Annotated in this window: 16 protein-coding genes; 10 read left to right on the plus strand and 6 right to left on the minus strand. The window is 40.3% G+C overall.

All coding sequences use genetic code 11. The features are described from left to right. Positions 1 to 54 precede the first annotated feature (54 nt). The 4 genes from manX to pabB all read right to left on the minus strand — a co-directional run bounded on the left by manX (position 55) and on the right by pabB (position 4994). The gene (gene manX, locus EAE89_RS10815; RefSeq protein WP_054476201.1) at positions 55 to 1029 is read right to left on the minus strand and encodes a PTS mannose transporter subunit IIAB; all 975 of its coding nucleotides are present in this window, start codon (positions 1027 to 1029) and stop codon (positions 55 to 57) included. A 499-nt stretch (positions 1030 to 1528) separates the two neighbouring features. Then, the gene (locus EAE89_RS10820; protein ID WP_054476196.1) at positions 1529 to 2893 is read right to left on the minus strand and encodes an L-serine ammonia-lyase; all 1365 of its coding nucleotides are present in this window, start codon (positions 2891 to 2893) and stop codon (positions 1529 to 1531) included. A gap of 170 nt (positions 2894 to 3063) precedes the next feature. Next, on the minus strand, positions 3064 to 3627 hold the full coding sequence (locus EAE89_RS10825; RefSeq protein WP_214085796.1) for a CoA pyrophosphatase: 564 nt from the start codon (positions 3625 to 3627) through the stop codon (positions 3064 to 3066). Continuing rightward, positions 3624 to 4994: an aminodeoxychorismate synthase component 1 gene (gene pabB / locus EAE89_RS10830; RefSeq protein WP_054476287.1), complete on the minus strand. Its 1371-nt coding sequence runs from the start codon at positions 4992 to 4994 to the stop codon at positions 3624 to 3626. The genes EAE89_RS10825 and pabB overlap by 4 nt, the downstream gene beginning before the upstream one ends. A gap of 141 nt (positions 4995 to 5135) precedes the next feature. Between pabB and EAE89_RS10835 the strand changes: the two genes are divergently transcribed. The 3 genes from EAE89_RS10835 to pip all read left to right on the plus strand — a co-directional run bounded on the left by EAE89_RS10835 (position 5136) and on the right by pip (position 6824). Beyond that, positions 5136 to 5309: a YoaH family protein gene (locus tag EAE89_RS10835; RefSeq protein WP_072161798.1), complete on the plus strand. Its 174-nt coding sequence runs from the start codon at positions 5136 to 5138 to the stop codon at positions 5307 to 5309. 113 nt (positions 5310 to 5422) lie between these two features. Next, the gene (gene yebF / locus EAE89_RS10840) at positions 5423 to 5797 is read left to right on the plus strand and encodes a protein YebF (protein WP_149616990.1); all 375 of its coding nucleotides are present in this window, start codon (positions 5423 to 5425) and stop codon (positions 5795 to 5797) included. Positions 5798 to 5870: 73 nt separating this feature from the next. Continuing rightward, positions 5871 to 6824 (plus strand): prolyl aminopeptidase, encoded by a 954-nt coding sequence (pip, locus tag EAE89_RS10845; RefSeq protein ID WP_054476184.1) that lies wholly within the window; start codon positions 5871 to 5873, stop codon positions 6822 to 6824. Positions 6825 to 6873: 49 nt separating this feature from the next. Here the strand turns inward: pip and EAE89_RS10850 are convergent, their stop codons facing one another. After that, a complete protein-coding gene (locus EAE89_RS10850) occupies positions 6874 to 7104 on the minus strand; it encodes a DNA polymerase III subunit theta (RefSeq protein ID WP_054476178.1) in 231 nt (76 codons plus the stop codon). A 328-nt stretch (positions 7105 to 7432) separates the two neighbouring features. Between EAE89_RS10850 and ftnA the strand changes: the two genes are divergently transcribed. The 4 genes from ftnA to EAE89_RS10870 all read left to right on the plus strand — a co-directional run bounded on the left by ftnA (position 7433) and on the right by EAE89_RS10870 (position 9916). Then, positions 7433 to 7936 (plus strand): non-heme ferritin, encoded by a 504-nt coding sequence (ftnA, locus tag EAE89_RS10855; RefSeq protein WP_054476284.1) that lies wholly within the window; start codon positions 7433 to 7435, stop codon positions 7934 to 7936. 195 nt (positions 7937 to 8131) lie between these two features. Next, on the plus strand, positions 8132 to 8518 hold the full coding sequence (gene yobA / locus EAE89_RS10860) for a CopC domain-containing protein YobA (RefSeq protein ID WP_054476177.1): 387 nt from the start codon (positions 8132 to 8134) through the stop codon (positions 8516 to 8518). Positions 8519 to 8520: 2 nt separating this feature from the next. Next, a complete protein-coding gene (gene copD, locus EAE89_RS10865) occupies positions 8521 to 9414 on the plus strand; it encodes a copper homeostasis membrane protein CopD (protein ID WP_054476176.1) in 894 nt (297 codons plus the stop codon). A 160-nt stretch (positions 9415 to 9574) separates the two neighbouring features. After that, on the plus strand, positions 9575 to 9916 hold the full coding sequence (locus EAE89_RS10870; protein WP_054476174.1) for a YebY family protein: 342 nt from the start codon (positions 9575 to 9577) through the stop codon (positions 9914 to 9916). 237 nt (positions 9917 to 10153) lie between these two features. On the opposite strand, the gene EAE89_RS10875 is transcribed toward EAE89_RS10870, so the two are convergent. After that, entirely contained in the window at positions 10154 to 10402 is a 249-nt protein-coding gene (locus EAE89_RS10875) for a DUF1480 family protein (protein ID WP_054476172.1), read from the minus strand. 627 nt (positions 10403 to 11029) lie between these two features. Between EAE89_RS10875 and EAE89_RS10880 the strand changes: the two genes are divergently transcribed. The 3 genes from EAE89_RS10880 (at position 11030) to prc (ending at position 14398) form a co-directional block, all read left to right on the plus strand. Further along, positions 11030 to 11527 (plus strand): GAF domain-containing protein, encoded by a 498-nt coding sequence (locus tag EAE89_RS10880; protein WP_054476170.1) that lies wholly within the window; start codon positions 11030 to 11032, stop codon positions 11525 to 11527. Between the two features lie 95 nt (positions 11528 to 11622). After that, positions 11623 to 12327 (plus strand): RNA chaperone ProQ, encoded by a 705-nt coding sequence (proQ, locus tag EAE89_RS10885; RefSeq protein WP_054476168.1) that lies wholly within the window; start codon positions 11623 to 11625, stop codon positions 12325 to 12327. A gap of 19 nt (positions 12328 to 12346) precedes the next feature. Continuing rightward, a complete protein-coding gene (gene prc, locus EAE89_RS10890) occupies positions 12347 to 14398 on the plus strand; it encodes a carboxy terminal-processing peptidase (protein ID WP_214085797.1) in 2052 nt (683 codons plus the stop codon). Positions 14399 to 14504: the final 106 nt, after the last annotated feature.

Raw genomic sequence — 14504 nt, forward strand, 5'->3', positions numbered from 1 at the left:
AATTAAATTTGGTGAGAAATTTTTGCCATTGAGTAATAGTTAAATTGCTCTGGTTTAATTTTCGTTTTTGACCTTCTGGATTAGATCCATCATTTGCAGACGGGTATCACTGGCAACTTTACGGGCTTCTAGCTCAATGCTACGTTCATCCAATTTTTTGAAGGCTTTAATATCAGTTTCATCAATAGATATTGCGTTATTAACTTGTATTTTTCCCTGTCGGTATGCCATTCCCCCGATGTTTACAGAAGTGATATTGACACCATTTTCGACCAGACGAAGAACATCTGTTGGATTTGTGAACAATAACATGACTCGTTCATTAGCATATTTCGGGTTGTTGTAAACGCGAATACATTTTGCGATATCAACAACGTGAGCACTAATCCCCGGTGGAGCAACCTGTTTCAGTAAAGTGGAGCGAACAGTATCGGCTGCAACTTCGTCGCTGACGACAATAATCCGTTTGACATTGGTTTCTTTTGTCCAACGGGTAGCAACCTGACCATGAATAAGGCGGTCATCAATTCGGGCCAGCGCGATTTTCATATGACCACCGGTTGGTGGTGCTGATGTAAGTGTCGCTACGGGGGCAGGGGCTACAGGTTTGACAGGTTCAACTTTTGGTGTTTCTTCTGTTTTTAGGGCCCGGATACCCTCTTTTCCTGTTTCCAGAGCGACTGAGACCAATTCTTCTAAAGATGGATCATCATCACGGCACATAAAGGCTTCAACTAGCATCGGGACGTTAACCCCGGTAATAATCTCATAATTTTCTTTATCTACAGCGATACGGTTAGCTGCATTGAATGGACTTCCTCCCCATGTATCAACAAAAAATAGCACCCCTTTATCTGTGCTGAGCTTTGCAAGTTTGCTGTTGTATTTTTCAAATAAAGTATCGGCATTTTCACCAGGAACAAAGTCAATATAAGAAACGTTTTCTTGTTCCCCAATTAACATCTCTACGGTGCGAAGCAGTTGCTCAGCCGCAGCTCCATGTGTGCCAATCATAATGGCTATACTCACCTATTTTCCCCTCTGTTAGTAATATAAATGCAGAATGATTACAAATTTACTCCAATAATTTTAATGAATCATTCTTCCAACAAAAAATTCACCTGTATAAGTAATAGTCTTTTGTTGATTTGGTGTCTGAATATTTGGCTTGATTTAGACTTTTATCTCTTATTGGCTGAGAAAACACACTATTAGATTAGCATCAGAGGCACTAGAGAAAAATTGCTATCAGTCAGAAAAAATGAAATAGGTGAACATATTAGTAATAAAATAATTTAATAAACTAAATATTGTTAAATTTCATTTTAATTATCTTAAATTTAACTTTAAAAGGTTATTAATTCTGTTCCCGGTAACATCTTATTAATTTAAAATTAAAAATATATTCATCTTTTTAGGTTAAGAAATATCCGATTTGGATTTTGCATAAAAAATATCCCGGCCGTAAGGCAGGGATATGTTCGTTGTGGAAGGATTTGCTGCTTAAAAAAGCGGGTTACTTATTTGATTAATCACACTGAACTTTAATCGCCAAACCGCCACGGGATGTTTCACGATATTTAGCGTTCATGTCTTTACCTGTTTCATACATGGTTTCAATAACCTTATCGAGAGAAACACGTGGTTCACTGGTACGGCGCAGAGCCATACGTGCAGCGTTGATTGCTTTTACTGAAGCAATTGCATTTCGTTCAATACAGGGAACCTGTACTTGGCCTGCTACCGGGTCACAAGTAAGACCAAGGTTATGTTCCATGCCGATTTCAGCCGCAATGCAAACCTGTTCAGCACTACCGCCGAGTAATTCAGTAAGACCCGCTGCTGCCATTGAGCAAGCAACCCCCACTTCGCCCTGACAACCAACTTCAGCGCCAGAAATAGAGGCATTCATTTTATACAGAATACCGATAGCACCAGAGGCCAGGAAATAGCGGATGTACAGCTCTGGTGTTACAGGTTCAATGCAATGGTTGTAGTAAGCAAGTACGGCGGGAACAATTCCACAAGCACCATTGGTTGGTGCTGTAACAACACGTCCACCCGCAGCATTTTCTTCATTGACTGCTAATGCAAACATGTTTATCAAATCTACGACATTCATTGGATCATTAGACAGATTATTTGATGCAGTCAGCATACGGTGTAGTGCTGCTGCCCGGCGTGGTACACGCAATGGGCCAGGCAGAACGCCTTCTGTGTTCAGGCCACGCTCAATACAAGCCTGCATGGTATCCCAAACATCAGCAAAGTAGGCATAAATCTCTTCCTGGCTGTGGAGATCCAATTCGTTTTTCATCATTAAACCGGAGACAGACAGCCCGGTTTTATTACAATTCATCAGTAATTCTTTTGCTGAGCTGTATGGATATGAAACAGGTTTGGTATCCTGAGATGGCTTACCAAAATGTTCTTCGTCAACAATAAAACCACCACCAATTGAGTAGTAGGTTTTGCTATAAACTTTTTTGTCACCAGCGAATGCATGAATTTGCATACCGTTTTCATGTAGCGATAGGTTATCACTACGGAAAACCATGCCGCTGTCGTGTGGGAAATCGACTTCATGTAAACCATTGGCCAGCTTAATACGCTGAGTTTGCTCTACATCACGAATAAAACCGGGGATCGAATCAATATCAACTGTTGCTGGCAAGTTGCCTGCCAGGCCCATGATAATGGCGATATCCGTATGGTGACCCTTACCGGTTAATGAGAGTGAGCCGTAAACATCGACGGCTACACGCGTGATAGAAGGCATTAGTCCCTGGTTTACCAGATCGTCGACAAACTGTTTGCCGGCTTTCATCGGGCCAACCGTATGAGAGCTAGATGGGCCGATACCGACCTTAAACATGTCGAAAACGCTAATCACGCCAGACTCCTTAAAAAAGATAGAGATATAGTTATATATATTGAGGTACGCTACTTTACTGTGATTTAGTAGTGTTGATAAGGGAGTTTACAGCTTTTTTTGAATTATGATAGCAACAGTGACAAAAATGGATGAAAAAAACACAAATTGATTATTTCTAATGATACAGATCAAACTTGAATCTGTTGAGCTAATTGATGAATTATTGCTGCTGTCAAGCCCCAAATGTGTTGTCCTTGATGCCAATAAAAATAGATACGATGTTGTTGACCACGGCGGCTAACATCAAGATGATGGTAATTCGACAGTGAAAGTGCATCAGATAGAGGAACTTCGAATATATTGGAAACTTCTGCCGGATTGTTATGGAAAGGCAGTCCGGGGGGTAATAATCCGACAATTGGGGTGACTAGATAGCCGCTAATGCTGTCTAAAGGAGGGAGTTTCCCCAGAACCTGAACTTTCTGATGAGGTATGTTAACTTCTTCTTCTGCTTCCCGTAGTGCTGTGGCGATTATTGATTTATCTTCAGGATCAACACCACCACCTGGAAAGGCTACTTGACCGGCATGTGATCGTAAAGTGATTGAGCGTTGAGTTAGTAATAGTGTTGGTCTCGGCTTGCTGATGATCGGTAATAATACCGCCGCATGGCGGCGGTTATTTGAAGGCCGTTTAGGATGTGGTGGAAGTTGTAACTGAAATCTGTTAATGAAATTAGATAGTAGCATCATATCGATTTTATTTTCCCTAGTTGTGGCAAAATACGATTCAATTTATCAAATGTTTCCTGGTACTCTTTTTCAGCAATACTATCTGCAACAATTCCGCCACCTGCCCAACAATATATTTTTCCTTTCTCGGTCAATAGGGTACGAATAGTGATATTGCTATCCATTGTGCCGCAGAAACTAATATAGCCAATTGAACCACAATATCCATGTCGGCGGTGAGGCTCTAATTCTTCTATTATTTCCATTGCCCTGATTTTCGGGGCGCCAGTGATAGAACCGCCGGGAAAGCAGGCTCGTAATAAATCTATGGCATGCTGTTCATTGGGTAGTGTTGCGGTAATTGTGCTGACCAGATGATGAACGGCAGGGAATTGTTCAACCACAAATAGTTCAGGAACTTTAACTGAACCTGGTGTGGCTACTCGACCAATATCGTTACGCAACAAATCGACGATCATCAGGTTTTCGGCTCGGTCTTTTTTCGATGTTGCTAGTTTTTCAGCCTGTAATGTATCCTTTTCAGTCTGATTTAAGCGCGGTAATGTGCCTTTGATAGGGCGAGTTTGAATTTGTTTATTTTCCAGGAGTAAGAAACGTTCAGGAGAAACGCTGATCACGCTGTTTTCTGGTAAACGGATAAAGGCAGAAAAAGGTGCACGATTGCTCTTATTAAGTTTCACGAATGCCTGCCATTCATTTCCCTGATAGTCAGCGCAAAATCGTTGTGACAGATTAACTTGATAACAGTCACCATTTAACAGATAGTCATGAATGTGGCAAATTTTCTCATTATATTGTTCCGCACTCATATTTGATTGCCACTCGGTGGTCAGCATAAAGGTTGTTTCTGGCGAGTTTCCGTGGGATATAAGCCAGTTTAGACGCGCATCAGCGTCACTGTGACTTAATAGAGTCACCTTTTTTTTGTGATGATCGACAATCAAAGCCCAGTCATAAATACCTATTGCCATATCTGGAAATGACAGCTCATTTTTAGCTTGTGACGGTAATTCCTCAATACAACGTCCAAGGTCATATCCCCATAAACCTAATGCACCGCCTTGAAATGGCAAATCAGAATTAAATTTTGCGGTGATATTTAAATTTTCTAGCTGTTTTTTTAGCAGGTAAAAGGGATCTTCCTCAGCAATAGAGGTAGTGCCATACTTATTTATTTCGGTTGATTTACCCTGACTGAGGAGAGTGATCAGTGGTTCTGCAACCAGAATATCAAACCGGTTATGGGAATGGTTTGCAGAGCCAGAATGGAGCAGCATTGCCCAGGGCTGGTTTGAAATCGTCGCGAAATAGTTGATGGCGGCATTTGATTGATAAGGTAATTGTCGTTTTTGCAATGAAGTATTCATTTGTGGTGTTGGTTTTAACAATAGCAACGCAAAAGTTGTCATTAATTTTAATCACCAGAGGTTAACATAGAAATTCACTCCTTACCTGAGTTAAAAATCGCTATACTCTTAGTTGTCGATCAATTTATTGAGGTTATTCTCGTGTTTTCAGGTATGCCAACATTATCTCATCAGGAACAGCAACTGGCAGTGGAAAAAATTCAGCAATTGATGGCTGAAGGAATGAGCAGTGGAGAAGCCATTTCGCTGGTTGCCCAGGAGCTTCGCGAGAAGCATAGAGGTCAAGAGCAGGTTAATGTGGTGTTTGATGATTAAAAATGAACATAATTAAATTATTTATTTAACAATAATCACACATTTTTTTTACCTAGCATGTTAGGTTAGCTCCATATTTAATCTCTTATTTTGAGATATTAACAGGAGGTAGTATGAAAGCATGTCATATCATTAACAGAGTTGGCTTATCAGGTGCTGCGCTTTTGTTTACGGTTTCATTTACCGTATTTGCTGTGTCAGAGAGCAAACGTGTTGATAAATTTGTTTCCTGCAATAATTTAACCAAATCGCAGATTGCTGCTCAGGTAAAGCGAGATTTTCTGCAAAACCGTATTAACCGTTGGTCAGAAGATAGAAAACAGTTGGGAACTTCTACACCGGTGGCGTGGGTAAATGCAGAAAATATCACGGGTGATAAAGATGTGTTAAAAGTTCCACTTACTGTTCGTGGTTCTAAGCGTGACAAAGATTACAGGGTGATCGTTGATTGTCAGCAAAATACAATTAGCTATAGCGAACTGAAATAACATTTTCTGATAGTTATCTCTAACCGTCATCAGATGGACACCAGATCTGGTGTTAACCAGTAAAGGGGATGTTATGTCAGAATTGAGAAAGTTATATCCGGCCTGTGAAGCTTACCGTTCTGGTTATTTGGACACAGGCGATGGTCACCAAATCTATTGGGAATTATGTGGTAATCCTGAGGGTAAGCCCGCCGTATTTATTCATGGCGGGCCGGGCGGTGGTATTGCGTCTTACCACCGCCGACTATTTGATCTTAAGAAATATCATGTCATGTTGTTTGATCAGCGTGGTTGTGGGCGTTCAAAACCTCATGCCAGTCTGGAAAATAATACTACCTGGCATTTGGTTGAAGACATTGAACGTTTACGTCAATTGGTGGGGGTAGGAAAATGGCTGGTATTTGGCGGCTCATGGGGTTCAACTTTATCTCTGGTTTACGCACAGGCTCATCCTCAGCGAGTTTCTGAACTGATTCTTCGGGGGATTTTCCTGCTAAGGCCACAAGAGCTACATTGGTATTATCAGGATGGCGCTTCTAATTTCTTCCCGGATAAATGGCAACGAACTGTCTCTATTTTATCGGAGGAAGAACGAAAGGATGTTATTGGTGCGTATAACAAACGATTGACTAGTGATGATCGTCAAATTCAATTAGAAGCCGCTCGCCTCTGGAGCTTGTGGGAAGGGGAGACGGTAACATTACTTCCTTCGGATAATGTGGAGTCTTTTACAGAAGATGAGTTTGCCCTGGCATTTGCCCGAATTGAAAATCATTATTTTATTAATGAGGGTTTTATGAATGAGCAGCAGCAACTGTTGAATAATATTGACGCGATAAGGAATATTCCGGCAGTTATTATTCATGGTCGATATGATATGGCCTGTCGAGTGCAAAATGCTTGGGATCTAGCGCAGGCATGGCCAGAAGCAGAATTACACATCATTGAAGGAGCTGGACATTCATTTGATGAGCCGGGTATTTTACATCAACTTATTAGTGCAACGGATAAGTTTGCTGAGCAGTAATCTGATATAACCACCGGTTATCCGGTGGTTATTAATTCTTGCTGGATGGCTAGCGATTTTTGGGGTCGTAGGGTAAGCGGGAAAATTGTTTGGATAATTGACGATAATGCACTAAACGTTGTTGAAAATACTCTCGAAGGTATGTGGGTTGTTCCTGCTCAACCGCATCAGGAAGTACTGGCATATTGTAACGTTCCTTAAAAGCTACACCAGATGCTGCCAGATCAACATTGATTTTATCCATCTTTTCTGTAGAAAGTTCAGCCAGATTATGTCCCATGAGTGTCTCCCTGAATTAAAATTCTAATTCACAAAATGATAAAGCTAATCCAGACTGGTTTTTCTGGCAAGAACTGAATCGATAATTTTATGAATATAAATAATATTCATTATCATTAAATATAGGAGTTTATTTGGTTGGATTATTTTGAAAATAAAATTCATTTTCATTTAAATATATTAAATGAGATTCATTTCTATTTTGTTTTGTTGAAAATGTTGTTATATTTCAGTGTAATATGATTTTTGTATTTATTTTTGTTTGTTGGGTTTTTTTATTTAAATTTAATTGGCATAATACGGGTAAATTAATGATGGGAGTATTTGTTATGCTAAATCAAGAAATGGTTAATAAATTAAATGAGCAGATGAATTTGGAGTTCTATTCTGCGAATTTATATCTACAAATGAGTGCATGGTGCTGTGACAAAGGATTAGCTGGCGCCGCTGCATTTTTTAAATCGCATGCTCAGGAAGAAATGCAGCATATGCATCGCTTATTTGATTATCTGAGTGATACTGGTACGATGCCACGTTTAGGGCGGATTGATGCGCCTTCGACAGACTATGAATCCGTGTCTCATGTACTTAATAAAACCTACGAACACGAGAAATTTATTACTAGTGAAATTAATAAACTCGCTCATCTGGCGATAACAACGCAGGATTATTCTACTTTTAATTTCCTGCAATGGTATGTAGCAGAACAGCATGAGGAAGAGAAGTTGTTCAAGTCTATTCTTGATAAACTGGAGATGGTTGGTGAGGATGGTAAGGCGCTCTTCCTGTTGGATAAGGATCTGAAAGGTCTGGCCGCTGCCAACCCTATCTGAATGAACGGAATTAATCAACGGCAGTAGCTGGCAATGACTTCAGGTATTTAAGGCTAGTGCCGCAGTTTTCCTTTGTTTTTGCGCGATAGTTCACAAGACGAAATTCTCATTGTAAGTTATCGCGGATAAAATAATTTCTTTGTTATAAGATAGCCTTAATTTATAGGAATATACCTGAAAATTAAGAGGTTATTTATGACTATCAGCAAAACTCGTTCTTTTTGCCGGAAATTATCTGCTTTAGTTGTCTTGTTTATCAGTATGTCTTGCCAGCAAGCTCTGGCTCACGCGCATTTAACAGAACAAATTCCAGCAGAAGATACCACAGTGGAAAATGCACCACAGGTAATTACTCTGAGCTTTTCAGAAGGTATTGAACTGAATTTCAGTAAGGTAAAAGTGACTGGCCCGGAAAATAAATCTATCAAAACTGGTCAATTGAGGCTTGATCCTGCAACTAATACAAAACTTATCCTTCCTGTCGAAGATAAGCTAGTGGCAGGTAAATATGATGTTGACTGGAGCGTAGTTTCGGTTGATGGACATAAGACTAAAGGCATCTACAGCTTTACAGTGAAATAATTATGTCTCTGGCGGCACTTTATATCTTTTGTCGCTTCACTCATTTCGTGGCAGTTATGTTGATGTTTGGTCTCAGCATATTTACTGCTATGTTGGTTCCTGATCGCTTCTCTGTCCTAATTGATGCCCGCCTCCGTTTGGGGGTAATTATCAATACAGTTGTAGCATTAATAACAGCAATTGGCTGGTTGGTGATACAAGCGGGGCTAATGGGGGATGGCTGGCAGGATACTTATGATCCAGAAATCTGGCGGGCAGTATTAGGAACAACCTTTGGTAAGATCTGGCAGTGGCAAATATTGGTTGCAGTAGTTACTACAGGGTTCTTGTTTATCAATAACCAAAAAGCCAGAAATATTCTGATGTTAATCAGCTCTACCATTTTGCTGTCTTGCCATGCTTTTATAGGTCATGCGGTAATACATGATGGCGTGTTGGGTATCCTTCATCAGATTAATCAGGTTATTCACCTATTAAGTGCTGGGTACTGGTTTGGGGGATTATGGCCGTTTTTGTTATGCCTGCAATTTTTGCGTATACGGAATGAACTAGCTGTAGGGTTGGATAGGCAGGTTATGATTTCTATGATGCGTTTTTCCACTTATGGTCATATCGCGGTAATCCTTATTATCGTTACAGGCATGATAAGTAGCTTAATTTTGCTCCCTGATTGGCCGGAGTATAGCGGTACTGAGTATCAGTCAATGCTATGGCTGAAGATAGCGCTAGTAGCGGCTATGGTGATGCTTGCATTGATTAACCGTTATATCTTGGTTCCTAAACTAAGGCAACCTGGTCGCTATCAACTGCTGATTATAAGTAGTTGGATTGAAATTATTTTTGGGGCATTGGTTTTATTATGTGTTGCTGTTTTTGCTACTTATCAGCCGATTTGATTTTTATAACTAGCAGCTTGTTTCAGTAGGTGTTATTGGTGCAGTTTATTGGTGATAATAAATAGTGGAACACGGACAACGTGCAGAAATTGGAGCGCACATGTAGTACGTGAGGATAATTTGCTTCGTTTGCCCTTATATCTACACATTGGTAACTATTATGAAACGTTTATTTTTATTACTTTTCTTATTCTGTCTGGCTTTTCAAGGTATTGCTGCACCTATTGAAACGGTGAGTAAGCTGCAATTTGGTGATAAATGGGCATTTACTCGGGAGGAAGTGATGCTGGATTGCAGAGCCAATAAGGCTTTGTTTGTGATTAATCCAAGCACACTGGTGCAATACCCATTGAATGATATAGCCACAGAGATGGTCAGGGAAGGGAAAGTGAATGCTAAATCTCTGGATATTATTCTATTAGATGACAGTAATAATCCGGATCAAAAAATGAGCATAGAACCATTCCAGAGAGCAGCTTTAACACTATGTGATAGAAAGTAGTGCGATAAAAAATAATGTCATTGAGTTAAGCCATATCGTGATATTTGACTTAATAAACACCATCTTGGCCATTTATTGTCCAATGGGTTGTTTAAACGTAATATGTCAGCTACGCTTTAAGTTATAAGTTGTTTTACGTCTCAATGACACTTTTAGCGCACGGCTCTTAAGAGCCATTTTCCCTAGGCCGAGTAGAGGAGTCAACTCGGCTTTTTTTTGTCAGAAGTTTTGCGGACATCAGGCTACCCTCATCACCCATGCATGTTTTTGTTTGTCATAATGTTTTCTGTATAACAGAATTTGTTTGTCGTTTAATAAGGCGGGGATACTGGTATGTTCATCCCATCCATCTAACTGCATACAAAGTTCGCGGTCAGAATTACAAGGAATGCTAATGGTAGTATCGTCTTCTGCTTCTGCGGAAGGTTGGGACAGAATAGCATCGTCAATTTCGTAGCTGGAAATTCTCAATTTTGTCTGGTTCATGATGGTTCCTTAATTTCAATTAACAGGTACGACCAGTAAGGCCATCATTTGAGAATAGATCAAATGACTGAGATTGCCAGTAATAATATTTCCTGTATTGGATAATCGTTAGATGATATTGCTGTTATAACTATCTGTGCTAAAACTTAGTTTTGTAATATTGCTTTTTTCATCTTTGTCATTCTTTGGCCTTTTCCACATTCAGTAGGAAATATTTATTTGGTGTAATTGTCGGAGCCAAAAGCGTTAATGATAGAATGGCAAGTGTAATAATTCTACGGATAAATTGTTTGAATGTTTTGCTTTTCTCTACTCTACTGATTGGTTCCCAGATAATTTACCTTTGCAATGTGAGAGAATACAGTCTGATTTTTATTGTAGGAGGTATAGAGGCGTTTACTATGCATTATACTTATATTGACCGCACCTTTTGGTGTTTTGGTAAGAGGTGTGATATCTCACCAACCTTGATAAACGTTCGATAAATATAATAAAGAATATCTTAACAGAGACAGTAAAAAATTTACGTCAGTGTGACAGGCTGTTAACCTTATTGTTATGGGCATTTGATATTTTTTTGATATAAAAATAGAGATGCGTTTTGTAAATTTCATCGGATAGGTCAATATGAATAAAAATGAGTTCTATCGGGATCTTACTGGAGACTTAAAAGCTCTGTTGTCTGGTGAGTATGACTTAATAGCGACACTCGCTAATGCTAGTGCATTGCTGTATGAACGTCTGAATGACGTTAACTGGGTCGGTTTTTATCTGATTGATGGTGATACGTTGATTCTGGGGCCATTTCAGGGAAAGGTTGCCTGTGTCAGAATACCTGTTGGCAAAGGGGTATGCGGAACTGCTGTATCAGAAAAGCGTATTCAACGTGTTAATGATGTTCATGAGTTCCCTGGTCATATTGCCTGTGATGCTGCTAGTAACGCAGAAATTGTGTTGCCATTGCTTGTAAACGATAGAATCATGGGTGTATTAGATATTGATAGTACAATTTTTCATCGGTTTGATGAAGAAGATGAATTTGGCTTACAAGCCCTTATTGATGGGCTCTGTGCTCATTTAGAACAGTGCGTTGTGCCGAAATATGTTGAGTTGAATGTAACTTAACATATGGATAACGTGGCATTTATCAGCAACGCTATTATAATGACGCCAGTTCATGCCTATGCTGGTTGGCAAAACCGTTGTAATCAGGAAATTTCATGGAAAATCAACCTAAGTTGAATAGTAGTAAAGAAATCATTGCTTTTTTAGCTGAGCGCTTTCCGCTCTGCTTCGTAGCCGAAGGTGAAGCTCGTCCTTTAAAGATCGGTATCTTTCAGGATATCGTTGAACGTATTCAGGACGAAGAATGTTTAAGTAAAACACAATTGCGCTCTGCCTTGCGTCTGTACACATCAAGCTGGCGTTACCTGTATGGTGTTAAAGAGGGAGCACAACGTGTTGACCTTGATGGTAACCCATGCGGTGAATTGGAAGCGGAACATATTGAGCATGCTCTCCAGCAACTGACTGAAGCCAAAGCACGGGTTCAGGCCCAGCGTGTGGAGCAAAGAGCCAAAAAACGTGAAGCTGAAAATGCAGCTGCCGGTGAAAAAAATGAGCGACCAATTGCCAAGAAGCCGGCTCCTCGTCGCCGTGCTAATAATACTGAAGGGGAAAAACGGCAGCCACGCCAACAAAGTCGCCCTCAGCAACAAGCACATAAACCTGTTGCTAAACCTAATCAATCTACACCGACTCAGATTGCTGATGTTTCATTGCTGAAAATTGGTCAGGAAATTAAAGTCAGGGTAGGTAAAAGCTCGATGGATGCCTCTGTGCTTGAAGTCGCTAAAGATGGCGTACGAGTACAATTGCCTTCTGGTCTGGCAATGATTGTACGCGCAGAACATTTACAGTTCTGATACGGAGGCCAACCCAGGCATGAACAAATTCGTCAGACTGGCTTTTGTCTTAAGCGTTTCAATTTTTGGTACTTGTTATGCAAATACAAACAGTCCAGCAACTGTCCCTGTTCGTATTGAGCAATTGCCTATATTGAAACAAGAGCCTCAGCATTCAACTGTGAGCGAGCGGGTAACATCCCGCTTCATTCGTTCTCATTACCGTCAATTTAATTTAGATGGTGATTTCTCAGCAAAAATCTTTGACCGTTATCTCAATATACTGGACTACAGCCATAATATATTGCTGGCGTCAGATGTAGCTCAGTATGCTGATAAGAAAAAGTTGTTGGGCCAGGAATTGGAAAGCGGGAATCTGGAAATCCCGTATGACCTGTTTAATCTGTTACAGAAACGCCGTTTTGAGCGTTATCAGTATGCTTTATCTCGTCTTGAACAGCCAATGAGTTTTGATGGTAACGATACAATTGATGTTGATCGGTCCAAAGCTCCTTGGCCACAGAGTATAGAAGAGCTGAATAGGCTTTGGGATGCTAAAGTTAAATATGATTGGCTCAATCTCAAACTCGCGGGTAAAGATGATAAAGAGATTGAAGAAGTGCTGACCAAACGTTATCAGTTTGCGTTAAAACGTCTGACACAAAGCCAAAGTGAAGATGTTTTCCAATTGATTATGACTGCGTTTGCTCGTGAAATTGATCCTCATACCAATTACCTTTCACCACGCAATACTGAACAATTTAACTCAGAAATGAGTCTTTCCCTTGAAGGAATTGGTGCTGTATTACAGATAGACGATGACTACACTGTCATAAATTCTATGGTTGCTGGTGGCCCCGCAGCCAAAAGTAAAGAGCTAAAAGTAGGTGATAAGATTATCGGTGTCGGTCAATCAGGAAAGCTAATGGTGGATATTATTGGCTGGCGTTTGGATGATGTGGTCGCACTGATTAAAGGTCCTAAAGGGAGTAAAGTACGGCTTGAGGTTATTTCTGATACTAAAGGGGCGAAACCACGTACCGTCACTTTAACTCGTGAACAGATTCGCCTGGAAGACCGGGCAGTGAAGATGTCAGTTAAGACAATCGGTAAAGAAAAAGTGGGGGTTCTTGATATCCCAGGTTTTTATGTTGGCTTGACTGATAATGTTAAAACTCAATTACAGAAACTAACTAAGCAACATGTTAGTGCTATTGTCATAGATCTGCGTAGCAACGGTGGTGGTGCACTGACAGAAGCGGTTTCTTTGTCTGGTCTATTTCTGCCAAGTGGTCCGGTGGTGCAAGTCAGGGATAATAACGGGAAAATTCGGCAGGATTCTGATACTGATGAAGTGGTGTACTATAAAGGGCCTTTGGTTGTTCTGGTAGACCGTTTTAGTGCTTCTGCTTCTGAGATTTTTGCTGCTGCAATGCAGGATTATGGGCGTGCCTTGATTGTTGGGGAGCCAACTTTTGGTAAAGGTACTGTTCAACAATATCGTTCTTTGAGTCGTATTTACGATCAAATGATGCGGCCTGATTGGCCATCACTGGGTTCTGTTCAGTATACGATTCAGAAATTCTATCGTGTAAATGGCGGTAGTACTCAACGTAAAGGTGTGACACCTGATATTGTGATGCCAACGGGGGTTGATCCGGCGGAAACAGGAGAGAGTTTTGAAGATAATGCTTTGCCTTGGGATAGCATTCCTCCTGCCCGTTATACGGGGTCTAAAGTTATTGCAGCGTTAGTTCCTCAGTTAACTGTGGCCCATAATGCTCGTATCGCAAATGATCCAGAATTTAAGTATATCAATGAGGACATTGCTCACTATAAGGAGATGAAAGAGCATAAAAATATTGTTTCTCTGAACTATGTACAAAGAGAGAAAGAGAATAAAGAAGATGATGCTCTGAAATTGAACCGGATTAATGATCGCTTTAAACGAGAAGGAAAGAAACCATTAGTATCACTGGATGATTTACCTAAAGATTATCAAGGGCCAGATCCATATCTTGATGAGTCAGTGAAGATTGCGCTTGATTTGGCACACCAGCCTGCTGAGAAAGTGTTATCTCGATCTAAGTAGAGCAATAGATTAAATAACCAGTTTAATAATGCCCAATACCGTTCATCTCAGATGCGTTGAGTGAACGGTATACTAGCTTTCAGTATATAAGCGGTTTTTTTTGAGA

It is taken from the genome of Photorhabdus heterorhabditis, assembly GCF_018448905.1.
In the GTDB taxonomy this organism is placed as follows: domain Bacteria; phylum Pseudomonadota; class Gammaproteobacteria; order Enterobacterales; family Enterobacteriaceae; genus Photorhabdus; species Photorhabdus heterorhabditis.